At 27.7% G+C, this 23,433-nt stretch carries 25 protein-coding genes, 1 pseudogene and 1 riboswitch; of the genes and pseudogenes, 24 read left to right on the forward strand and 2 right to left on the reverse strand.

Going from position 1 to position 23,433, the window contains the following annotated elements; genetic code table 11:
• Positions 1-7 precede the first annotated feature (7 nt).
• Both KGF46_RS02060 and KGF46_RS02065 read left to right on the forward strand, forming a co-directional pair.
• Positions 8-1,831, forward strand: coding sequence for an ABC transporter ATP-binding protein (locus KGF46_RS02060; RefSeq protein WP_227827337.1), 1,824 nt, complete (start codon positions 8-10; stop codon positions 1,829-1,831).
• Between the two features lie 118 nt (positions 1,832-1,949).
• Positions 1,950-2,495 carry an NADH peroxidase gene (locus tag KGF46_RS02065; protein WP_107594844.1) on the forward strand — a complete coding sequence of 182 codons (546 nt, stop codon included), beginning with the start codon at positions 1,950-1,952 and terminating at the stop codon, positions 2,493-2,495.
• Positions 2,496-2,669: 174 nt separating this feature from the next.
• Here KGF46_RS02065 and KGF46_RS02070 read toward each other — a convergent pair.
• Positions 2,670-3,003, reverse strand: a pseudogene (locus KGF46_RS02070) (tyrosine-type recombinase/integrase); the annotation flags it as partial.
• A 232-nt stretch (positions 3,004-3,235) separates the two neighbouring features.
• Here KGF46_RS02070 and KGF46_RS02075 point away from each other — a divergent pair.
• The 15 genes from KGF46_RS02075 (at position 3,236) to KGF46_RS02145 (ending at position 13,791) form a co-directional block, all read left to right on the forward strand.
• The gene (locus KGF46_RS02075) at positions 3,236-3,442 is read left to right on the forward strand and encodes a helix-turn-helix domain-containing protein (protein WP_227850189.1); all 207 of its coding nucleotides are present in this window, start codon (positions 3,236-3,238) and stop codon (positions 3,440-3,442) included.
• On the forward strand, positions 3,439-3,624 hold the full coding sequence (locus KGF46_RS02080; protein ID WP_227827339.1) for a hypothetical protein: 186 nt from the start codon (positions 3,439-3,441) through the stop codon (positions 3,622-3,624). Before KGF46_RS02075 ends, KGF46_RS02080 begins: the two co-directional genes overlap by 4 nt.
• Before the next feature lie 212 nt (positions 3,625-3,836).
• Positions 3,837-4,211: a GntR family transcriptional regulator gene (locus KGF46_RS02085; protein WP_227841244.1), complete on the forward strand. Its 375-nt coding sequence runs from the start codon at positions 3,837-3,839 to the stop codon at positions 4,209-4,211.
• 4 nt (positions 4,212-4,215) lie between these two features.
• The gene (locus KGF46_RS02090; protein WP_227841913.1) at positions 4,216-5,070 is read left to right on the forward strand and encodes an ABC transporter ATP-binding protein; all 855 of its coding nucleotides are present in this window, start codon (positions 4,216-4,218) and stop codon (positions 5,068-5,070) included.
• Between the two features lies 1 nt (position 5,071).
• Complete coding sequence (locus tag KGF46_RS02095; RefSeq protein ID WP_227861773.1) at positions 5,072-5,677, forward strand: ABC-2 transporter permease; 606 nt, start codon at positions 5,072-5,074, stop codon at positions 5,675-5,677.
• A gap of 166 nt (positions 5,678-5,843) precedes the next feature.
• Positions 5,844-5,993: a helix-turn-helix domain-containing protein gene (locus tag KGF46_RS02100; protein WP_227841911.1), complete on the forward strand. Its 150-nt coding sequence runs from the start codon at positions 5,844-5,846 to the stop codon at positions 5,991-5,993.
• A gap of 324 nt (positions 5,994-6,317) precedes the next feature.
• Positions 6,318-6,926, forward strand: a complete 609-nt coding sequence (locus tag KGF46_RS02105; RefSeq protein ID WP_227861774.1) for a dienelactone hydrolase family protein — start codon at positions 6,318-6,320, stop codon at positions 6,924-6,926.
• Positions 6,927-7,444: 518 nt separating this feature from the next.
• On the forward strand, positions 7,445-7,654 hold the full coding sequence (locus KGF46_RS02110; RefSeq protein ID WP_227432843.1) for a FeoA family protein: 210 nt from the start codon (positions 7,445-7,447) through the stop codon (positions 7,652-7,654).
• Between the two features lie 12 nt (positions 7,655-7,666).
• On the forward strand, positions 7,667-7,888 hold the full coding sequence (locus KGF46_RS02115; protein WP_227432844.1) for a FeoA family protein: 222 nt from the start codon (positions 7,667-7,669) through the stop codon (positions 7,886-7,888).
• 98 nt (positions 7,889-7,986) lie between these two features.
• Entirely contained in the window at positions 7,987-10,143 is a 2,157-nt protein-coding gene (feoB, locus tag KGF46_RS02120; protein WP_227827345.1) for a ferrous iron transport protein B, read from the forward strand.
• 25 nt (positions 10,144-10,168) lie between these two features.
• Positions 10,169-10,321 carry a FeoB-associated Cys-rich membrane protein gene (locus KGF46_RS02125; RefSeq protein WP_227861775.1) on the forward strand — a complete coding sequence of 51 codons (153 nt, stop codon included), beginning with the start codon at positions 10,169-10,171 and terminating at the stop codon, positions 10,319-10,321.
• A gap of 180 nt (positions 10,322-10,501) precedes the next feature.
• Positions 10,502-11,212, forward strand: a complete 711-nt coding sequence (locus KGF46_RS02130; RefSeq protein ID WP_227827347.1) for an AIM24 family protein — start codon at positions 10,502-10,504, stop codon at positions 11,210-11,212.
• A gap of 88 nt (positions 11,213-11,300) precedes the next feature.
• Entirely contained in the window at positions 11,301-12,071 is a 771-nt protein-coding gene (locus tag KGF46_RS02135; protein WP_227827348.1) for an ABC transporter permease, read from the forward strand.
• Positions 12,064-12,795: an ABC transporter ATP-binding protein gene (locus KGF46_RS02140; RefSeq protein ID WP_227827349.1), complete on the forward strand. Its 732-nt coding sequence runs from the start codon at positions 12,064-12,066 to the stop codon at positions 12,793-12,795. Before KGF46_RS02135 ends, KGF46_RS02140 begins: the two co-directional genes overlap by 8 nt.
• Positions 12,796-12,828: 33 nt before the next feature.
• Positions 12,829-13,791, forward strand: coding sequence for an NrtA/SsuA/CpmA family ABC transporter substrate-binding protein (locus KGF46_RS02145; protein ID WP_255611362.1), 963 nt, complete (start codon positions 12,829-12,831; stop codon positions 13,789-13,791).
• Positions 13,792-13,890: 99 nt separating this feature from the next.
• Here the strand turns inward: KGF46_RS02145 and KGF46_RS02150 are convergent, their stop codons facing one another.
• Positions 13,891-14,487: a DUF3793 family protein gene (locus tag KGF46_RS02150; RefSeq protein WP_227827351.1), complete on the reverse strand. Its 597-nt coding sequence runs from the start codon at positions 14,485-14,487 to the stop codon at positions 13,891-13,893.
• A 245-nt stretch (positions 14,488-14,732) separates the two neighbouring features.
• Between KGF46_RS02150 and KGF46_RS02155 the strand changes: the two genes are divergently transcribed.
• The 7 genes from KGF46_RS02155 to KGF46_RS02185 all read left to right on the forward strand — a co-directional run bounded on the left by KGF46_RS02155 (position 14,733) and on the right by KGF46_RS02185 (position 23,416).
• Positions 14,733-15,332 carry a hypothetical protein gene (locus KGF46_RS02155; protein WP_227840996.1) on the forward strand — a complete coding sequence of 200 codons (600 nt, stop codon included), beginning with the start codon at positions 14,733-14,735 and terminating at the stop codon, positions 15,330-15,332.
• 124 nt (positions 15,333-15,456) lie between these two features.
• Positions 15,457-15,563: riboswitch (SAM riboswitch) on the forward strand.
• A gap of 118 nt (positions 15,564-15,681) precedes the next feature.
• Positions 15,682-16,647, forward strand: a complete 966-nt coding sequence (locus KGF46_RS02160) for a methionine ABC transporter ATP-binding protein (protein ID WP_227827353.1) — start codon at positions 15,682-15,684, stop codon at positions 16,645-16,647.
• Entirely contained in the window at positions 16,640-17,296 is a 657-nt protein-coding gene (locus KGF46_RS02165) for a methionine ABC transporter permease (protein ID WP_227432857.1), read from the forward strand. Before KGF46_RS02160 ends, KGF46_RS02165 begins: the two co-directional genes overlap by 8 nt.
• Before the next feature lie 37 nt (positions 17,297-17,333).
• Positions 17,334-18,125, forward strand: a complete 792-nt coding sequence (locus tag KGF46_RS02170) for a MetQ/NlpA family ABC transporter substrate-binding protein (protein WP_227827354.1) — start codon at positions 17,334-17,336, stop codon at positions 18,123-18,125.
• A gap of 148 nt (positions 18,126-18,273) precedes the next feature.
• Positions 18,274-21,012, forward strand: a complete 2,739-nt coding sequence (locus KGF46_RS02175; protein WP_227827355.1) for a PAS domain-containing sensor histidine kinase — start codon at positions 18,274-18,276, stop codon at positions 21,010-21,012.
• A gap of 114 nt (positions 21,013-21,126) precedes the next feature.
• Positions 21,127-21,735 (forward strand): DNA-3-methyladenine glycosylase, encoded by a 609-nt coding sequence (locus KGF46_RS02180; RefSeq protein WP_227827356.1) that lies wholly within the window; start codon positions 21,127-21,129, stop codon positions 21,733-21,735.
• A gap of 1,090 nt (positions 21,736-22,825) precedes the next feature.
• Complete coding sequence (locus tag KGF46_RS02185) at positions 22,826-23,416, forward strand: helix-turn-helix domain-containing protein (protein ID WP_413840640.1); 591 nt, start codon at positions 22,826-22,828, stop codon at positions 23,414-23,416.
• The last annotated feature ends 17 nt before the right edge of the window (positions 23,417-23,433 follow it).

Consider the following 23,433-nt stretch of genomic DNA (forward strand, 5'->3'; position numbering starts at 1 on the left):
AAGTGTATTGAATTTGAGTACTGGAAATCAAAAGGTGAGTAGACTAAAGAAAAAAGCAAAGCCTAAAGATTTTAAAAAAACATTTAAAAGAGTTTTTATGTACTTTAAAAAAGATAAAAAAATTACTAGATTGATTTTTTTACTAGTAATAATTGATTCAATTATATCAACTATAATACCATATACTCTTGGAAAAGTAGTTGACATAATAAATATTGATATATATTCAAAGTCTGTTTTCTTAAAAGGAATACTTATTTTACTTTTATTTTATATAATTGAATTTTTAGTTAAGCTGTCCAAGGGGGTATTTACAGCTAGATTATCTCAAAGTATAGTTAGAGATATGAGAAGTAATTTATTTCTAAAATTTAGGAATTTACCAATAACTTTCTTTGATAAGAGTCCCACTGGAGATATTATGAGTAGAGTAACAAATGATGTTGATAATATTAGTACAGGTATTTCAACTTCATTAGTACAATTAATTACAGGAATTTTAAACATATTGCTAACTTTCATTATGATGTTTATATTAAGTCCTATTTTAACTTTTTGCAGTATTGTATTAATACCAGTAGTAATGCTTCTGAGTAATTTTATTGCAAAGAGGACTAGAGTTTTTTTTAAGCAACAACAAGTGGAGCTAGGAAAGCTAAATTCTCATATTGAGGAAATGATATCAAATATAAATGTAGTAAAAGCTTTTAATTATGAGAAAAAATCTGTAAGTGACTTCAAAGAAGTCAATGATAGGCTTTTGAGTATTTCACTTAAATCACAGATTTATACATCTCTTTTAATGCCTATTATGAACGTAATTAGTAACATAGGGTTTGCAATTATATGTATTATAGGTGGAGTACTTGCGTCTAAAGACGTTATAACTATAGGAGTTATAGCAAGTTTTTTAAGTTATGTAAGACAATTTACAAGACCTTTAAATGAATTAGCTAACTTATTTAATACACTGCTTTCAGCTGTAGCAGGATGTGAAAGAGTCTTTGAAATTATGGATGAGCAAGAAGAAGCACAAATAAATAGTAGCACTAAAAGTGATATTTACAACAATAAAAATAGTAATTTAAAAAAATCTTTTATAAATGGAGATATTGAATTTAAAGATGTAAGTTTTTCTTATGACTCAAAAAAGAATATTTTAAGTGATATAAACTTAAAAATCAAGGCTGGAACATCAAATGCCATAATAGGAGAAACTGGTAGTGGAAAAACGACAATTATAAATCTGATTACAAATTTCTATCAAGTAGAAAAAGGGAAGATATTTTTAGATGGGAATGATATATATTCAGTTGATAGGAATTGTTTAAGAAATTATTTTGGAGTAGTTCCACAAGAAAGTTATATATTTAATGACACTGTTATGGAAAATATAAGATATGGAAATCTAACAGCAACTGATGAACAGGTTATATCTGCTAGTAAAATAGCAAATTTACACAAGTTTATAATTAAGATGCGTGAAGGATATGAGACTGTTTTATCGGATAGGGGTGAGGATTTAAGTGAGGGGCAAAAACAACTAATTAGTATTGCTAGGGCGGTATTAAAAAATGCACCAATACTTATTTTAGATGAAGCTACAAGTAATATAGATATAGCAACTGAAGCTAAGATTCAAGAGGCAATAAATAATATAACTTATGGAAAGACTAGTATAATTATAGCTCATAGACTAAGTACTATATCAAATTGTGACAATATAATAGTTTTAGAAAATGGGCGAATTGTAGAGTCTGGAAACCATAAAGAACTAATAAAGCTAAAAGGTCATTATCACAGAAATATACTGTTAACAAATCGAAATTAAAAATTAATAAAAAAATTTTAAAAAAATTGTTTAAAGGTATATGACGCGGGTATATATAGACTAACTTAGAAAATAAAAAATTTAATTTGATATATAAAATATTAGGAGGAAATTAATTATGAAAAAATTTGTTTGTACAGTATGTGGATATATACATGAAGGGGATGCTGCACCAGCACAATGTCCAGTATGTAAAGTTGGAGCTGATAAGTTTGAAGAAATGAAAGGCGAAAAGAATTGGGCTGATGAGCACAGAATAGGAGTAGCTCAAGGTGTAGATGAAGAAGTAATCGAAGGATTAAGAGCTAATTTTGTTGGAGAGTGTACAGAAGTAGGAATGTATTTAGCAATGAGTAGACAAGCTGATAGAGAAGGATATCCAGAAGTTGGAGAAGCTTATAAGAGAATAGCTTTTGAAGAAGCAGAACATGCTGCTAAATTTGCAGAACTTCTTGGAGAAGTTGTAGTTGCAGATACAAAAGAAAACTTAAGAGTTAGAGTTGATGCTGAATATGGTGCAACTGATGGAAAATTAAAATTAGCTAAAAAAGCTAAAGAATTAGGATTAGATGCTATACATGATACAGTACATGAAATGTGTAAAGATGAAGCTAGACATGGTAAAGCATTCTTAGGATTATTAAATAGATATTTTGGAAAATAAATTTATAAAAAATTATATATAGATTTTTGATTATCTTTTTAATCTTCTTATATGTCCGAATAGCCTTATTTTATAAGCTATTCGGGCATTTTACTTTATATCAATACTCATGTTTCTAGGTTTATCTTCTTATATTTTTCCCATCAAACGTGGTAAATATCGTGGTAAATACTTTTATGCAATCAGATGCTTAACCTCTGTCTTGGCACTGTCAATGGACGAATGAGCGCACCAGTTTGTTGTGATACCGATACTCGAATGTCCCATGAAATACTGTAAATCTTTCGGGTTCATGTTCCGTTGTGCCAGTTTCGCACAGAATGTATGGCGTAATATATATGGTGTGATATGTGGTAAGGCTGTAACCATGTTGCTTGTTGTATTTCTTCACAATATGGTTAAATAACCCATTGTAATCAATCGCAACCTTTGGATTACCATTCTGATTGACAAATAGGAAATTTCCCCATTCGTCTATTACTATTGGCTCTGTCTTAGGGCGATTCTTAGTATCTATCCAGCACCCATTTCAACCATTATTCATTCTCATAAGTTTAATAATCAACAAATAGAGCTTAAAATGATTGTATATTTCAATCTATTGTGATTATTTATATTTACGAATACATAATAATCATTACATGCTTATCTGTCAATGAATTTTTCTTGATTTTGCACAAATAATTAAGTACGACAGGCTTATAAATAACAAGTAACGAAACAATGTGGAGGGTTATGCCATGAAATACAAACTTTTGGGAGAGAATATCCAGATAATCAGAAAGCACAGAAAAATGAAACAGCAGGAATTTGCAGATGCTATCAGTATCAATATGCAGAGCCGTTCCAAGATTGAAAGAGGATTGAATTTTCCTACCTTTGAAACGCTGGAAAATATGGCCATGATGAATTTTTCCAAAGTCATGAGGAGTGGCAGTTTTATATGAAAGTCAAGATGTCGGAATATATCAACAATTATATGAGCGATATAAAAATATCTATTGATGAATTATTGGAGATAAAGAAGTTAATTCAGCGTCAAAAAATGGACAGGCTGATGAAATGCTATAAGGTATGGCATAGTATTGACCGTTGTGATGAACTGTTAAAGGGGTATCAAGAGGAATAAAGGGAAAGTATGTTGTACAGTTCTTTTACAATGGATTATAGTTTGAGCTTATTACTGCATAAGGATAGCAACTAGAATAATATAGGATAAATAATAAAAGGCTTGTATAGCATAAAGTGTTATGCAAGTCTTTAATTTATTGACAACTGTACTATTTCGTATTATACTGTACTTGCATAAGTAATACAGTATAATACGAAAGGAGAAAAATAGTGGAAATATTTATCAATAATCATGCTAGTGTTCCTATTTATGAACAAATTTCTTCACAGATAAAAGCACTGATTATCAATGGAGAATTGAAAGCTGGAGAAGCTTTGCCATCCATAAGAGGGCTGGCTAAATCTCTGCATATAAGTGTTTTGACAGTACAAAAGTCTTATGATGTACTTCAAACAGACGGTTTTATAGAAACAACGGCTGGAAAGGGGTGCTTTGTTTCTGCTCAAAATCAAGATTTTTATTTAGAAGAACAACAGAAAAAAATAGAAAGCCATTTTTCAGAAGCCATTGAAATAGCTAAAGTAAGTGGAATTAAACTTAATAAATTACAATTGCTATTAACATTATTGTACGAGGAGGAATGATACTATGGAAAAAATTGCATTAGAGCTTAAAGGAATAACGAAACAATACAAGGATTTTAAACTGGATAACATTTCTTTTAAAGTACCACAAGGAAGTATCGTAGGTCTGATTGGCGAAAATGGTGCTGGAAAAAGCACTACAATCAATGCTATTCTAGGATTGACTGTTACCGAACAAGGAGAAGTATCTGTATTTAACGGAAAAAGTGTAAATGCCGAAACAAAAGAACATATAGGTGTTGTTTTTGACGGAAGTAATTATCCAGACAGTTTAACTCCTAAAAAGTTAGGAAAGGTATTTCAAAACATTTACAAAGAATGGGATAGCCAAAAATATTTAGAACTACTTAATAAATTTGAACTTCCAGTTAATAAAAAACTTAAAGAGTATTCTAAAGGAATGAAAATGAAGTATTCTATTTCGGTAGCATTATCTCATAATTCAAAATTGCTAATTCTTGATGAGGCTACAAGTGGTCTTGACCCAATAATAAGAGATGATATTTTAGAAATGTTTTTAGATTTTATTCAAGATGAAGAACACTCAATATTGGTTTCATCTCATATTACCAGTGATTTAGAAAAAATTGCAGATTATATTGTATTCATACATAAAGGAAAAGTATTATTTTCAAAACCAAAAGACGAGTTATTAGAAAAATATGGAATTATAAAATGTAATTCAAAGCAATTTAATGAAATAGATAAAGCTGATATTATTGCATATAGAAAACAAGATTATGAATGGCAAATATTGATTTCTAATAGGCAGCAGACAGAAAGAAAATATCCGAAAATTATGATTGTACCAGCGAGTATAGATGAAATTATGCTTATGTATGTAAAGGGGGATAAATAGTATGAAAGGTTTGCTTTTAAAAGATTATTACATTATCAAGTCATCAATTATTACACTACTGATTACTTTTGCTGTTATTGGGTTTGGAGTATCTTTTTTTGCAACTCCACAAGTTTTGATTGTTATAGCAACAACTGTACTAGGTATGAGTGTAGCAACGATAATTAATATTGACAAAAAATGTGGTTGGTTAAAAACAGCTGTAACATTTCCAACACCTAAAAGAACAATTATAAGCAGTAAATATCTTATGTATGTGCTACTATGTTTGCTTGGCATAGTGTTTGGAATAATTTTCAGTACAATGGTATCTTTTGTTATAAATGATATGAATTTTAGCTTTTTGCCATTGTTTACATGCTTGAGTATAGTTATGACATTCTTTTCTGGCGGAATTATGCTTCCATGCTTTTATTTACTTGATGAAGAAAAAAGTGTGGTTGGTGCAATAATAGCATATCCACTTGCAGCAGGATTTGTATTCGGCATGAGTAAATTGATTGATAACGGTACTTTGTCAATGGCAATAAGTATTCTAGTTTCGATTATTATATTTATAATTTCATGGTGTCTGGTTTGCAAACATGTATCAACTAAAGATATTTGATATAATGGCAATGATGAAGTTAGGGAGATATAACTGCTATGAAAGTTTTAAAAAAAGAGATATGAAACAATCTTAAAAGGTGAATAAACACGAGGTTATCTTCTTTTGAGCATATCGTCAGATTACAGTTTAATGCTTTAATGATTATTATTATCCATCTTATGAGTTGATATGTAAGGCATCTGACGGAGATGAAAAAGCAATCAAGGAAATTTTGAAATTCTATAACACTTATATATCCAAATTATGCCTACGTCCGTGTTACAATGAGAGTGGTTCGGTCAATATGCAAGTTGATGAAGAACTAAAAGGATAAATTCATACACAGATGATAAAAGCTATTTTTATGTTTGAAATCAAAGTAAAATAGTCTAGTTGTATGAATGAAGAAAGGGAAATGTACAGCTTTTGTGCTATCTTCCTTGTCTCTTTATCGTCATGTCAAGGCTCATTCAATCGTGGTAAAATGAGTGCTTTTTTTAGGGTATTAGGAATTTCCCTTAGGTCAATTAAAGCTAATAGGAAGTATTCAAATATAAAAATATGGAATTAAAGAGTAAATTAGATTCTAAAACAGTAAATTGACATACATATAGGAATACATTAAACTAAGTATAAAAATATTGACTGTTTAATAAAGGTGGTGGATAAACTGATTAAGTATACACATAAAAGTAAGATAGCTATTGTAGTGCTACATGAAATTTATGGAATTGATAACTTTATAAAGGATATTTGTCAAAAATACTATCAAGATGGATATGATGTATTCTGTCCTGAACTTTTGGGTAGTGGGAAAGTTTTTTCTTATTTAAAAGCCCAAGATGCATATAATTTTTTTATAACTAATATAGGATTTAATATTTATGAAAAAGTAGAAAAACTTATAAATGATTTAAAATTAAAATATAAGCATGTATTAGTTATTGGGTATAGTGTAGGTGCAACAATTGCATGGAGATGCAGTGAAAATTCATTGTGTGATGGAATAATTTGCTGTTATGGTTCTCGAATTAGAGATTATATAGATGTAATTCCAAAATGTCCTGTTTTATTGGTATTTGCAAAATACGATTCATTTGATGTTGATTTTGTTGCCTCTCAACTTGTTAAAAAACAAAACATTCAAATTGAAATTGCAGAGGCAAATCATGGTTTTATTGATACATATTCAAAAAATTATTCTAATACTCATGCACAAACATTTAATCTTCAACAAATGGAGTTTCTATCTAAACATTCAAGTTAATAGAGACTATAATTACTTATAAGAGAATTTAAAAATTTTTTGTTTGTAACACACTCATGCATAGAAGAAAAGAGTATGTCAAAATATATTTGTCTATTGATATTTTAAAATTAGATAGAGCATTTTTTACAGAAAAAGATGAAAGTAATAATAAAAAATGTTTCTAAAGAAGAATTAAATATATAAATAAATATAGAATAGATGAAAAATAAAGGTGCTTTTAGATAGTCAAAGATACTATCTAAAAGCATCTTTATTTTATAGAAATTATGCTAAAATGAATAATATTTATATGAGGAAGAAGCTTAATTGAGAAAAAAAATCAAAAGAATACAATAATCACTTGCAAAACTTATACTATTGTGATAGACTTAAATCAAAATTAAGAATTGTAAAAAGAAGGAAAAAAATAGGTAATCATTTTAATGAGTCACAACTTAAAAATAAGATACTAGAATTTAAATAGAATGAAAAGTCTACACATAAATTTAAATTAGTATAAGGAGGAGGAAAATCATATGCCATTAGTATTATCAAATATAGGAGAAGAAGTAGTTATAAAGAAGATTTCAGGAAGTGATAAGACAAGAACCTTTTTAAATAGCATAGGATTTGTAGTAGGAACAAATGTTAAAATAATTTCTAAGATAGATGGCAATTTGATAATAGATGTAAAGGATACTAGAATTGCATTAGATAAAAAAATGGCAAGTAGGATAATAATATAGGGAGGTAGTAACATGAACAAGCTAAAGGATATTAAGTGTGGGGAAACTGTAAAAGTTAAAAAATTAGAAGGAGAAGGAGCTACACGAAGACGTATAATGGATATGGGGATTACAAGGGGTGTTGATGTGTTTGTGAGAAAAGTAGCTCCTCTTGGAGACCCAATTGAAATAACAGTTAGAGATTATGAACTGTCAATTCGTAAATCAGATGCAGAAAAAATTATTGTGGAATAATAAACTTAATTATAGTAGGGTTAATGCAATTATATAGTGAGAATGATTTTCTGTATCAAAAATAATTATGTATCTAAATATTAATGGAGGGAATGGAAATGTCAATAAAAATAGGTCTCATAGGAAATCCTAATTGTGGCAAGACAACAATGTTTAATGGACTTACAGGTTCATCGCAATATGTTGGTAACTGGCCAGGAGTAACAGTTGAAAAAAAAGGTGGAAAATTAAAAGGAAATAAAGATGTAGAAATAGTAGATTTACCAGGGATTTATTCTCTATCACCATATACATTAGAGGAAGTTGTTACACGTAATTTTATGCTTGATGATAAACCAGATGCAGTAATAAATATTGTAGATGCATCAAATATAGAGAGAAATTTATATTTAACAACTCAGGTTTTGGAATTAGGTATACCTACTGTTATAGCTCTTAACATGATGGATGTTGTTAAGAAAAATGGAGATAAGATAAATATTAAAAAATTATCAGAGGTTATAGGTTGCCCTGTAGTAGAAGTAACAGCTGTTAAAGGGCAAGGAATTATGGAAGCTGCTCAAAAAGCAATTGAAATTGCAAGTTGTAACAATAAATTAGATTTTAAGTTACCTTTTGTTGATGAAAGCAAAGGAGCAATAGAAAAAATCGAAAAGATAATAGAGGAAAAAACTCCATATATAGATATGGAAACACGTTGGTTAGCGATCAAGTTATTTGAAAGAGATGAAAATGTTATACAAAAGCTTGATATTTCTAAAGGAATATTAAATGATATAGAAGAAATAACTAGAAGCTGTGAAGATGAATTGGATGATGATAGTGAAAGTATAATCACAGCAAATCGTTATGAATTTATCAGTTCAATAATTTCAAGCATAATAAAGAAAAATAGAAAAGGTAAAGAAACTGTCTCAGATAAAATAGATAAGATTGTAACAAACCGTATATTAGCACTACCTATTTTTGCACTTATAATGTGGGGAGTTTACTACATAGCGGTAAGTTCATTGGGTGCTATAGCAACTGATTGGACAAATGATGTATTGTTTGGAGAAATTATTCAAGGTAATGTAAGTAATTTCCTAGCTTCCGTAAATGTAGCTGATTGGTTACAAGGTCTTGTAGTTGATGGCTTAATTGGTGGAGTTGGAGCTGTATTAGGATTTGTGCCACAAATCATGCTTTTATTTTTACTATTATCAATACTTGAAGATTGTGGATACATGTCACGTGTGGCTTTTATAATGGATAGAATCTTCCGTAAGTTTGGTCTTTCAGGAAAGTCATTTATACCAATGCTTATAAGTTCAGGTTGTGGAGTTCCAGGTGTTATGTCAACTCGTACTATAGAAAATGATAGAGACAGAAAAATGACTATCATGTTGACTACATTTATTCCATGTGGAGCTAAAATTCCAATAATAGCTTTATTTGCAGGAGCACTGTTTGGAGGGGCTTCATGGGTAGCACCATCAATGTATTTCTTAGGAATTGTAATGATAATTGTTTGTGGAATTATATTAAAAAGAACTTCTTTATTTGTTGGAGAACCATCTCCATTTGTTATGGAACTACCTCAATATCATGTTCCTAGTGCAAAAGGTGTTTTAATTCATATGTGGGATAGAGGAAAAGCATTTATAATCAAAGCAGGTACAATTATATTTGTTGCTTGTGGAGTAATATGGTTCTTACAATCATTTAACTGGTCACTACAAATGGTAGATGCAGGAGATAGTATATTGGCTAGTCTAGGAAATATAGTTGCACCAATATTTGCGCCTCTTGGATTTGGAAACTGGCAATCATCAGTAGCAACAGTTACAGGTCTAGTAGCAAAAGAAAATGTAGTTGGAACATTTGGTGTTTTGTTTGGTATATCAGATGCAACAGAACAAGACCCAACACTTCTTGGTTCAGTTGCAAGTATGTTTACAGTAGTTAGTGCATTTTCATTTATGGCATTTAACATGCTTTGTGCACCTTGTTTTGCAGCTATTGGTGCTATAAAAAGAGAAATGGGTTCATGGAAATGGACATGGATTACATTAGGATTTCAAACTTTAACAGCTTATATAGTTGCTCTTCTTATCAATCAAGTTGGAAGTGTACTTTTAGGAACTGGTGGAAGTATTGCTGGGGCAATAATATCTATAGTTATAGCAATAGCTGTAGTATTTGGAGTTTTAACTTATTCAAATCGAACAATAAAAAAAGATAAAATTGGTAATTTGAGCTATATGAAAAATTAGTTCATATAAATAAGGAGTGATGATTATGGCTACATTTGTTATAGCAGCTATTGTGGTAATATTAATGGCATTGGCTGTGATGCATATGGTTAATAACAAAAAAAAGAATGGCAGTAGTTGTGGATGTGCTTGTTCTGGATGCTCAAGTAGTAAGAGTTGCCATGATACTAAAAGATAGATAAAATAAGAGTCTGATAAAAAGTTTAAATTACTTTATTATCAGGCTTTTATTTTTTATATAAATAATAAATTTCATATTTGAAGTCAATTAGACTATATTATATTTTTACTGTATAATTATAGACAAATATATGATTAGGAGGGATTATTGCTAAATACAGCAATATAAATGTTTATTATGTTTAAATTTGATGTGACAAACGAACTTATGTGTATAGCAAGAGGAAGTGGTAAATTTTTTGCTAAAAAAGGTGCTATGGTAGCATTTAAAGGAAATTTTAACTTTGAAAAATTAATATTAGGCCCAAACAATGGCGGTGGTTTAGGTAGAGCATTACTAGGACATGTTCAAAGGTCATTGACAGGAGAACAAATGCCAATAATGGTTGTTGAAGGTGAAGGTGAAATTTACCTAGCACAAAATGCTTATCATGTAGATGTAATATCAATTGACCCAGGTGACTCGATTTGTGTTGAGAGCGAAAACTTATTAGCATTTTCAGAACAACTAGATTATAGTGTAAAATTAATTGGTTCAGGAGTAATATCTCAAAAAGGACTTTTTACTACACATTTAATAAATAAAACAAGCCAAAATCAAGATATTGCCATAATAACAGATGGTAACCCTCTGATACTTGAAGGGCCTTGTTGTGTTGACCCAGATGCGTTAGTAGCATGGACTGGAAGGGAACCATATCCTAAAGTAGCAAAACTATCATGGAAAACTTTTGTTGGTCAGACTTCAGGGGAATCTTATCATATGGAGTTTGTTGAACCTGGCCAAATAGTTATTATACAACCATCGGAGAGATTGTCTAGTCTGAATACAGATGCAACACCTTCTGACAGAATGAGGTCAGGTGGAGTAAGAATTGGCATAGATTAATTTTTATAGTGCATTTTAATTGTGATTTAAAATATATTTAAAGAATAAAAATGGTAGCAGGGGTAGGTATATTAAAAAGGAGTTTTAGATGCTGGAGAGAATTCATAAAAAGTTTAAAGGATATTACATTTTCTTACTAATCTTAATTTTATGGAAAATTGTATGTGTTTTAGGTATATGGAGTAGCTATATTTTGCCTCCACCTGAAAGAGTTTTCGAAACTTTTATAAAAATGATAAATGATGGTTCTATTTTTTTAAATGTTTATGCTAGTGTTAAGAGGATATTTATAGGTTTTTTAATAAGTTCATTGATAGCAATACCACTTGGAATCGTATTTGGTGTAAATAAAAAAATGTATGAGTATTTCAAGCCACTATTTGAATTTATGAGAAGTACACCTCCACTAGCTTTAATACCTATGCTGATTTTATGGTTTGGTATAGGTGAAGAGTCTAAAATTATAATTATAGTTTTAGCATCGTTTTTCCCAATATTTTTAAATACGCTAAAAGGGATAAAAAATTGTGACAGTAAATTAATCGAAGTAGGAAAGTCTTTTAATTTATCTAAGAAAAGAATTTTTTGCAAAATAATAATTCCTAATTCTATGTTAGATATTATTGTTGGACTTAGTCTAGGTCTTGGGTATAGCTTTAGAGCTATAATTGGTGCAGAACTTATTGCGGCTTCTTCTGGTTTAGGATACTTGATTTCTGATGGTAAGGATATGTCAAGAACTGATATTGTACTGGTTGGAATTTTTGTTATTGGTTTTTTAGGTATACTTTCAGATTATCTATTTTCAATGGCAATAGCAAAATTTAGCAAAGGGAAGCAGGTTGATTTAAATGGTTAGAAATGGATTTTTATTAGAGAATATACATAAAAAGTATTTAGTTGATAATAAAGAACATTTAGTGCTTGATGATATATCATTGAGTATATCTAGCGAAGAAATAACGGTTATATTAGGGGAAAGTGGCTGTGGGAAGACAACTTTGCTTAGAATTTTAGCAGGTCTTGAAAGTGCTACTAGTGGAAATGTATATTTTTTTTATAATGATAAAAAGTGTATCCCAAAAGTAGGGGTTGTTTTTCAAGAAAGTAGACTAATGCCATGGCTAAATGTAAGTGAAAATATACTTTTACATACTGAAAAAAATAATAGAAATAAGGTTGATTTAGATAGATATTTAAAGATGATGAAACTTGAAAAGTTTAAAAACTCATATCCAAATGAGCTCTCAGGAGGAATGGCTCATAGAGTAAGTATTGCAAGAGCTCTTTCTTTTAACCCAGATATTCTATTGATGGATGAACCATTTGCTGCATTAGATTATTTTACAAGAAGAAAAATGCAAAAAGAAGTAGTAAATATCCATAAAAATACTAAAAAAGGGGTAGTATTTGTAACTCATAATATCGAAGAAGCTATGGAAATAGCAAAGAAAATAATTGTTTTTAGTAAAAATAAAGGGATTAAACAATTTAGTGTCGAAGATGAATATAATAGAGATTTAACTAAAAGCTATTATATAAGCTTAAAAAAAGAAATATTAAGGGAATTGGGGGAGTTTTAAGTGATTAAAAGAAACAAAAAAATTTTAGCAGTAATGACATCTTTAGTAATGGTATTGGTTGGTACTGTGGGATGTTCAACAAAAGAAGAGGGTAATAAAGATGTTCCTACAAAAAAAGAGACTAGTTTACCTAAGGAAATAAATTTAACCTATGTAAAGTCTCCACTTAATGTTCCAAGTATACTGGAAAAGAAGGATGATTCATTTGGTAAGGAATTTAAAAAGGATAATATAAAAGTTAATTTTCATGAACTAACAACAGGCCCAGAACAAACTCAGGCACTAGCTGCTGGAGAATTAGACTTTTTGCATGCATTAGGTGGAACATCTGCTATAATAGCTGCTTCTAATGGAGTTGGGCTTAAAATTACAAATATCTATAGCAGATCACCAAAAGGATATATGCTTATAACTAACAATGAAAATATCAAATCTATAAAAGATTTAAAAGGTAAGAAAATTGTAGGGCCAAAAGGGACTATACTTCATCAATTATTGATTGCTGCACTTGCTAAGGAAGGTTATACTATAGATGATGTTGAATATGTAAACATGGATATTCCTAGCGCTGCCTCTGCATTAGAAAGTAAAAGTGCTGATGTTGCAATGCTTGCAGGTCCAGTAGCTCTAAAAACAATAAATGCAGGTAGCAAAATGATAGTAAATGGAGAAGGTTTAGTTAGTGGAATAATAGTTACTGCAGTAAGTGATGATTTTTCTCAAAAATATCCTGAATTAGTAAAAAGATTTATGAAAGTTCATGAAGAAACTTTAAAATATATGGATGAAAATAAAGATAAGGTAATGGAAGATGTATCAAAAGAAGTTGGTTTAACTTTAGATGAAACAAAGGAAATGTATTCTTGGTATGATTTTAGTTCTAAGATAACAGATAAGGATATAAAAGAGTTAGAGGATACACAAGAATTCTTGATGTCTAATGGAATGCAAGAAAAGAAAATAAATATTAAAGATATGTTATATAATCAAAATTAGTATATTAAAATAGAAAATACATCCTTAAGTTATTGTGGTAATAACATGATAAAAAAGGATGTATTTTTATTTTTAATTATTTTATAGAATTAAATCTAATTAGAAACAGCTTACTATTTTATCTACACTTATGTAGTCAAGCAATTTTCTCATTTTTTTACGATGAAGCAAAAACTTAGAATATGTGTCTTCTGATTGTTTTGGATCACCGTAAACTTTCCAATATTTAATCATAGAAACTTCACAGTTACTATATCCCATAAATCCAATCACATCTTTAAGGGGATATCCTAAAAAAATACCTATTTCATCAGGAAAAGTATCAGTTTTAAGTTTTTCAACTAGATGCTCTAAATAAGCATTTACATTAGTATTTTGTTTGTATCCTAAAAACTTCAAAAAATTTACTGTTTTTTTACATTTTAATCTTTCTGACAATGCAGTTTTATTTACAAATAATATTTTTAATCCTTTTTTTTCTTTATCAATAGCTATAAAATCTATCTTTTTACACTTATATAAATATTTGTAAATATCACTAATTTTTTCCTCTCTATTTACGTCAGTAAATGAAATATTTATTATTTCAGCAGGTTTAGAGCCTAAAAAAACTGGACCTAAAACTTCTAAAAGCCATTTTATATATGATGATTCAATTTTATTCTTACAACAAAATTGTGAATTGCAACAATGCATAAAAGATAACCTCCTTCAAATGAAAACTAATATCAATTAATTAAATTATACTATGAATGATAATCAATATCAATAATAAAATTATATTTTTTTATTTAATTACTTATCTATTATAATTTCCCAAAAAATAAATTATAAATTGTTTAATTTTAGTAAATAAAAAATAAAAATATAGAAATACTAAATGTAAGAAAGAGAATTATTAAAACTTTTTGTAATATAAAACATCTAGGAGGGTAATAAAAATGAAATTAAAAAGAACTTTATTTGTAGGACTTGCGTTAGTATTAGCTATAGGTATGACAGCATGTACTAAAAAAACTGAACAACCAGATGAAAATGCAGGAAAAAATCCAAACGAATCAGTAAATAACAATGAAGGCTATATGAATTATTATTCAACAAGCTATAATGATTATATAGCAGGTTTAAATAGATATTCTATTTATGATACTCCAGAAAGTATAAATAATCAGTTTAAGGATAAAGAATATCCAGGAAATGAAAAATATTTAAGTGATGTAAAGGCAGCATATAAAGACAGTAGAGATAAAATACAATCATTTGTAGATTCTCTTAAAAAAGATGGTAAAACAGAAGATGCTGAATTAAAGAAAATGAATGATGAATTAATAACTGAAGGTGAAAGATTAGTAAAGGATATAGATTCTAGACTAGCAAAATTAGATAAAGTATCTGACGAAGATATGAAAAAAGGTCAAAATGACTTTATGAAATTAGTTCATGGAACAGAAGATGTTGGAAATGATATAGGTAGTGGTTTTAGAAAAATGATAAAAGATATGAATGATAGATTAGGAATAACAGGAAACAATAAAAAATAGTTATTTATCTTTAATTAGGAATAATAAAAAATAAAAATTTTAAATAAATTTATTGACAAATATTATTAATAAATATATTATATATAACATAGCAACAAATGATAATCGAATTAAATTAAATAACGTCTTATCAAGAGTGGTGGAGGGACTGGCCCTTTGAAACCCGGCAACCAGTATATTTTATATACATTGGTGCTAAATCCTGCAACTGATATAGTTGATAGATGAGTATAAATAGCTTTTTAAGCCTGAGTTTATACTCAGGCTTTTATTTTGTTAGATACAAATTTAAAATACATAAATAAAAATAAACATACAAATTGAGCAGAATATGTGGGGAGGAAATTTTATGGTTAGCATAAAAAATGTTAATAAGTATTATGGAAAGACTCAAGTACTTAAAGATGTAAGTATTGAGATAGAATCTGGAGAAATCTTTGGGATAATAGGTCATAGTGGTGCTGGAAAATCAACACTACTTAGATGCATAAATGGGCTAGAAGAATATCAAGAAGGTAGTGTGCTTGTATCTGATAAGGAAGTAAAGTCATTAAATGAAAAGCAAATGAGGGATTTAAGAAAAGAGTTAGGAATGATTTTTCAACACTTTTCATTACTTGAAAGAAAAACAGTATTTGATAATGTAGCATTACCTTTAGAGTGTTTTGGATATACAAAGGCAGAAATTAAAAAAAGAGTTTTAGAGTTACTAGAAGTGGTTGGTATATCTGAAAAGAAAAATGATAAACCAAGAAACTTAAGTGGTGGTCAAAAACAGAGAGTTGCAATTGCTAGAGCTTTAGCACTAAACCCACAAGTACTTCTTTGTGATGAAGCAACTTCAGCACTAGACCCAAATACTACAAAATCAATTCTTTCATTACTTGAAGATATAAACAAAAACCTAGGAATAACAATAATAGTTGTAACTCATCAAATGGAAGTTATAAAACAAATTTGCGGAAGAGTGGCAATAATGGAAAATGGAGAGGTATTAGAAGTAGGAGATACAGAAGAAATTTTCTTGAGAAATACTAAGGGACTTAGAAAATTAATAGGTGAAGAAAGTATAATTTTACCAAAAGGAACAAATATAAAAATACTATTCCCTAAAGACATTTCTAATGATGCTATTATTACAACAATGGCAAGAGAGTTAAACATAGATGTATCTATAATATTTGGGAAATTAGAACAATTTAAAGAGGATATTTTAGGTTCACTTATTATAAATGTTTCAGATAAAAGCGGAGAGAAAGTAAAACAGTATCTTACAGATAAGGACATAAGATGGGAGGAAATGATAAATGAATAGTCTAATTGATTTTTTAACAACACTATTTCCAAATGCATTACTACAAACTTTATATATGGTCATAGTACCAACTGTAGTGGCAACAATATTAGGATTTATACTAGCAATTATATTAGTAGTGACAAAACCAGATGGATTAAAACCAAATAGCACGATTAATAGTGCACTAGGATTTATAGTAAACATATTTAGAAGTTTCCCGTTTATGATACTTATAGTTGCAATGATTCCAATAACAAGATTAATTGTTGGAACAAGTATAGGAGAAACTGCTGCAATAGTACCAATAACTATTGGTGCAGCACCATTTATCGCTAGGATTATAGAAAGTTCATTAAATGAAGTTGATAAGGGACTAATAGAAGCTGCCAAATCTTTTGGAGCTACAAAAAAACAAATAGTATTTAAAGTTATGATAAAAGAAGCAATGCCTTCAATTGTATCTGGAATTACATTGTCAGTAATTTCTATACTTGGTTATACAGCTATGGCAGGTGCAGTAGGAGCTGGTGGACTAGGTAATATAGCACTTATTTATGGATACCAAAGATTTGATACAGCAGTAATGGTTTATACAGTAATAGCACTTGTAATACTAGTTCAAATAATACAAGGTTTAGGAAATCTAGCGTATAAGAAACTAAAATAATTTAATCAATAAAACATTTTTAAAGGGGGAGTAAAAAATGAAATTAAAAAAATTATTATCAGTAGCATTAGTGTCAGCAATAGCAATATCAGCAGTAGGATGTTCAAACAAAGAGGATAAAAAAATATTAGTAGGGGCATCATCAAATCCACATGCAAAAATATTGGAAGTTGCAAAACCTTTATTAAAAGAAAAAGGATATGATTTAGAAGTAAAGATATTTGATGATTATGTGCTTCCAAATACAGCCTTAGATGAAGGTTCTTTGGATGCTAACTTCTTTCAACATATTCCATTTCTAGAGGAGACTGTTAAGGAAAAAGGATATAAACTTACTTATACATCTAAAGTTCATATAGAGCCAATGGGATTCTATTCAGAAAAAGTTAAATCATTAGATGAAGTAAAAGATGGAGCAGTTATAGCTGTACCAAATGATGCGACTAATGGAGCTAGAGCACTTAAATTATTAGCAAAACATAAATTAATAGAAGTAAAAGATGGCGAACTTATAACTAAAAAAGATATAACTAAAAATCCTAAAAATATACAAATAAAAGAAATGAATGCAGAACAATTACCAACAGTATTAAAAGATGTTGATGGAGCAGTAATAAATTCTAATTATGCTTTAACAGCTAATTTAAATCCTACTAAAGATGCAATAGTAATAGAATCAAGTGATTCTCCATATGTAAATATAATTGCTTGTAGAGAAGATAATAAGGATAGTGATAAGATTAAAGCTTTATCAGAAGCTATGAATAGTAAAGAAGTTAAAAAGTTTATACAAGATGAATATAAAGGAAGTATCGTTCCAGCTTTTTAAATTAAATATACAAAATCTATAAAATGAGTAAAATTTTAAAAACTTTACTCATTTTTTTTTATAACTAGAAAGTGACAAATTTTTTGGGAGAATTGTGGTAACATATTTATAGATAAAACTATATAAAAATGAAGAAGTGGTGGGGAATATGGAATCTAAGGGAACTTTAAGGAAGAATAAGGTCTATATATTGGCTAATGGGTTATTTTTAATTATTGCACTTTTGAATATAAATTTGTATACAGTTTCCATAAATATGTATAGGATAATTTTACTTTGGATATTTGGATATTCTATAGTTTATATAACTAGTTTTGAAAAAGATGAATTTATAAATATACTAAAATTAGGATGCCTTGTATTAGTTTTTGTGGGGATTTTAGGCATAGCAGAATTAGAGATTCAAAAATTCCAAGTTATGATACTCAATTTAAGTATAATTAATATATCTACATTTATATACTTAACAATTTCTAAAATAAAAAAACTGAGAATAAGTCATTTGTTGATTTTCAACAGTACTTTTGTAATAGTAGATTATTTTCTACGAAGTATTTTTAATAACTTTTATTTGAATATGATTATTATGTCAATTAATATTGTCATATCTTTGTTCAATTTATTGTTTGTATTAAACAAAATCAATAGTGAAGCTGAACATTATAGCTTAATAAAAAATTTATCATACTTTGCTTTATTTGCAACTATTATAGGTTTTATAACAACTTGTCAAATTAGTATAGTAGATACAGATAGATTAATAGGAGTAGTGTATTTATTGTTATGTAATCATACTTACTATGTGTATGTATACAGTCTAAGTAATAGAATAGTATATCCATATTATGAATTAAATTCAATAAATAAGAAGTTAAGTAAAAAGTCAGAACAATTAAGTAAGATAAATCTAGCAATAGAAAAGGATATGACTATACAGAAAACATTAAAAAATTACATAGATGAAAGAAAGGAGTTATTAAGACAAGCACTTGATACTATACCAAATGTATGGATAATAACAGATTATGATTTTAATATAAGTTATACAAATAATGCATTTAAAGATGAATTTTCAAAGGACATGAAAAACTTTTATCACATATTAAATTTTATAAAAGAAGATGAGTGTGTAGCTGAAAAGCTAAAAAAATTTGATAAGGATATAAGTATAATTGATAAACAAGTAGAGCTAAATAATAAAATATATTTGCTAAGTTTAAGTAATAATGAAGAAGAAAGTAATTATTTAATAAGCTTAAATAATATTACAAATGAAATAAAAATGGATAAAGAGATAAGGGCTATAAATAAAGATTATGAAAATATAATATTAAATATACCCTCTCCTATACTTGTAAGAAGTGCAGAAGGTGGTATAAAGAAGAATAAAGTAATAAGCATAAATAAAAAATATGAAAAGAGTTTTAAATGTACATCAAAAGAGCTAGTTAATATGACATTAGAAAAATATTTTGAAACTTTTAACATAGATTTCTTTGATAATAGAGACTTTAAAAGATTAAATCTAACAAAAGAAAAGAAAGCTGAAATAGTAAGTTATAATGATACAGCAAATTGTATAGTTAATTTTGTAATGTCTGATTCAGATGGTGAAGAACATGTTGAAGAAGTGAGAGTTGGAGATTATTGGTCAAATAATAAATTATTTAAGTTACTTACATTTAGAGATATAACCAAAGAAATAAATATACTTAGAACAGTAAATGAACAAAAAATAATATATGAAAAATTATTAGATGCTATACCAGAGGCTATTTTTCTTGAAGATTTAAGTACATCAAGAGTACTTTATACAAATAGAGCTTTTAGAGAATTATTTGGAATATCAAGTGATGTACTAGGAGTAACAACACAAAAATATAGAAATATCTTGGTAAAAAAATACATAAACAATTTAAATATAGGTGAAAGAGAAAAAAGTATTCATATAGTAAATGAAAACAATCATATTAAAGAAGTAAATATGATATCAAGAACCTTATACTTTGGACAGAAGAGAAGTAGAGTGAGAATCATTAAAGATTTAAGTGTACAAAGAGAGTCTGAGAGACTTAAAAAAGCATTAATAAAACAAAGACAGTATGACCAGATGAAGATGGAGTTCTATGCTAATATATCTCATGAACTCAAGACTCCTTTAAATAATATCTATAGCTCAGTTCAGCTTATCGAGAATCTTTATAAAAAAGGCAAGATAATTGACTGTCAAGATATATTAAGAGAACACATAAAAATAACTAAACAAAACATGTTTAGATTATTAAGATTAATAGATAATATAATAAATATTTCTCAAGTTAAATCAGAAATATATAAGATTAAAGCAGTTAACTTTGATATTATCGATATAACAGAAAGAATAGTTACATCCATTAGCAGTTATGCAAAATCTAAGGGAATCGACTTAGTTTTTGATACAAATGAGGAAACTATGAGAGTAGGTCTTGACCCAGAATCTATAGAAAGGATAATATTGAATATATTATCAAATGCTATAAAGTTTACTTTAGAAGGTGGAGAAATACTTGTAGGAATATATAAAGAAGGTGCAAATGTAGAAATACTTATAAAAGATACTGGAATAGGTATAGAAAAGGAAAAATTAAATGACATATTTAATAGATTTAAACAAATTGAAAATAGTGGTATATCAAACGAATTCGGCAGTGGAATAGGATTGTGTCTTGCAAAATCGTTAATTGAAATTCAAAATGGAGAAATTTATATAGATAGTAAATTAGGAGAAGGAACAGAGGTGAAAATCATATTCCCAATTAAAGAAGTAGTTGAAGAAGTCTATGATAAATCAAATTACAATGATAATATTGAAAAATTCGAGATAGAATTTTTTGATATATATAAGTAGTAAATATTGAAATCCATTATTTTATATATTAATATACAATTAAAAGCAGACTAATTTTACTTATAATTTTAGCTGTATTTAACTGACTATAAATAAACTTTATGAGGTGAAATTTTGGAAAAGGATTTTTTTAGGAAAAATGGAATTGATTTAGCTAAATCTATATTAGGTAAATATTTAATAAGAAAGTATGAAAATAAAACAATTGTTACCAAGATAGTAGAGACAGAGGCATACATGGGTATAAATGACAAAGGTGCACATGTATATGGTGATAAAAGAACTGAGAGAACTAAGCCTCTGTATTTAGATGGTGGACATATATATGTTTATTTAATTTATGGTATGTACAATTGTCTAAATCTATCAGCAAATATAGAAAATGTACCAGAGTGTGTGTTGATAAGAGGTGTGGAACCAATAACTTCTTTAGATGAGATATCTATAAATAGATATAATAAATTGTATGATAATTTGAGTAAGTATCAAATAAAAAATATTACTAATGGACCAGGAAAACTTTGTAAGGCTTTAAAAATAGATAGAAGCTTAAATAGTAAGAGTATAATGGGTGAAGAATTATATATAAGTGACTTTTATTATGATAATGAAGGAAAAAAGGTATGTAGTGAAGGCGAATTGGATATAAAAATTAGTAAACGTATAAATATAGACTATGCAGAAGAAGCAAAAGATTTTTTATGGCGTTTTTATATAGAGTAAGTACTGATATCAATAAGATATATATTTATAAAAATTATTTTTTATAAATATATATCTTATTTTTTACAGAATTTTTATTTTAGTATAAATAAATTTATAGAGGAGAAGATGTATTTTTAGTAGATTTTTATAATTATTTTCAATTGTTTTGTTTATACAAACAAAGATATATTTCAATAAAATAAGTATGATAATATTATACTATAAAATAAATGAATATTAACTTTTGGACGCATTTTATTAAGAATAGTCGTGTTTATACATAAAGTTGGTTTATTTTATATTAAACAGATTATTTATTACAACAAATAATTATTTATAAAAAATAGAAAAATTTTGACAAAAAAAGAAAGTATCTTTAGAATAGAGATATATTTAAAATCGTATGATTGAGGTTATAAGATGATTTCATATGCTTTGTTATGAAAATTATTGTTAGACAGAAAAATTAAAAATGGAATTTAAAAAGATGATAAATATTTTGATAACGATTGCTAAATTAGGAAATAACAAGGCTGTATCTGTATAAACATTAGAAAAATATGTATAGTTTTGGACTATAAAATATAAGATGTTGTATAAATAAAAAAAGGCATTGAATAGATACTATTAAATTGTAAAATTATGTTATAATTATTATAAAGGATGTAAGAATCTGTAGAAATAGCAATATAATAAGTTTAATTTTTAATAGTTAAATTCAAATAAACTATATAATGCAATGTACACAAATTAAAGATAGTAATCTGATAAAAATTATACTAATAAGATTTATATATTATAAACTATATAAATAATAAAGCAAATTATATGAATAACTTAAGTTTTATAATATAGTTTTATAATATAAAAAAAGTAATAATAATCAGATATATTAAAAAATATAGAAATAATTAATAACTTTTACTAAATTAGGTAGAGACATATACAATAATAAATTATAAATAATGATAAATGTGTAGACAAAAGAAAGTGAATAAATTATATTTATACTAATAAAGTTTTTTCGAGGTGAAATATTATAGATATAATAGCCTATATTTATATTCTTATATTTATATTATGAAAAAATTAAAATTATTTAGGGGTGATGGTTTTGAATAAGGACATAGGAGCAAAAATAAAGCAACTTAGAACTCAAAAACAAATGACACTGAAAGATATGAGTGAGAAAACAAACTTATCAATTGGATTTTTGTCACAACTTGAAAGAGGATTAACAAGTGTGGCAACAGATTCATTGGGTAAAATAGCAAATGTATTGGATGTAGATTTGACTTACTTTTTTATGAAGCCAAAGGAGCATAAGAGACCTGTATTAAGAAGTTATGAAAAAGAAGTTTTTGATGTAGAAAATTCAACATTTATACATTATCATTTATCATCTAATTTAAAAGAAAAAACTATGTTACCAAGATTAATTGAAATTCTTCCAAGTAAAAGTAGTGAAGAAATTTGTTGCTATGTACATAGTGGTGAAGAATTTGTATATGTTTTAGAGGGCACTCTTACAGTGTTTTTGGGTGATGAGCAAATTGAAATGTATCCAGGTGATACAATACACTACAATAGTGAAAAGAACAATCACAATTGGGTTAACTATACTAATAAGATGGTAAGAATTTTAGTGGTAAGTATACCAAATCCATTTGAAAATTCTGATACAGTTAAAGAAGCTTAAAATTTAGTTACTACTTA

Origin of the sequence: Clostridioides sp. ZZV14-6153 (assembly GCF_020657855.1) — a bacterium.
Taxonomy (GTDB): Bacteria; Bacillota; Clostridia; order Peptostreptococcales; family Peptostreptococcaceae; genus Clostridioides.